General features: G+C 37.4%; 1 protein-coding gene. It reads right to left on the bottom strand.

What is annotated here, in order from left to right; all coding sequences use genetic code 11:
• A partial coding sequence (locus FS935_RS23180; RefSeq protein ID WP_193559388.1) for an LXG domain-containing protein occupies positions 1-561 on the bottom strand: 561 nt, incomplete at its 3' end.
• Positions 562-586 lie beyond the last annotated feature (25 nt).

The raw sequence follows: 586 nt of genomic DNA, 5'->3' as shown, positions 1-586 counted from the left end.
TAGTGCCACAACATAATGCTCATCATCCTCTGATAGTGTATATTCTGATTTTAACTTTTCATCGAAATTTTCAACAGCTTGAAGTGTTTCATTTCGACCTTTTTTTGCCTCTGCGACCGCATCCATAAATCGATCTGAGGAAAATACATTCAAAGGTACTAAATCATCGACTCGATTAAAAATTCTTTTCAGTTCATCCTGCTGACTATCAACCATCATCATGTAATTTTTCTCATGATGTGATAATTCTGATTCTAGAAAGCTTTGATAAACAACGGTGTTCCCTGACAAATCATTATCTCCTGCATCACCTGATATTCCTTTAAAGAAGGCGATTTGCCGGTCAATGAGTCGTAACCATGCATAAACAACATCTATTTGGGCCTGATAAAAGCCCTTGATGGCATTTGCTCCTTTTCCTTGAAGAGCATCATCAAGCTGGACAATATCCAAAAAACGTTTCCGTAGAAGAACAAGCTTTTCCCTCAGACTAGAATATTCCTTCGCGCGATCTTCCATTGACTCTATTAAGCTTCTTGCCTCATATACTTTCAAAGACATCGACTACCTTTCTTTCAATTTCTAT

This window comes from Metabacillus litoralis (assembly GCF_007994985.1).
GTDB classification, from domain to species: domain Bacteria; phylum Bacillota; class Bacilli; order Bacillales; family Bacillaceae; genus Metabacillus; species Metabacillus litoralis.
The sequence above is the reverse complement of the archived record's forward strand: the minus strand, read 5'-3'. Positions and strand labels throughout refer to the sequence as shown.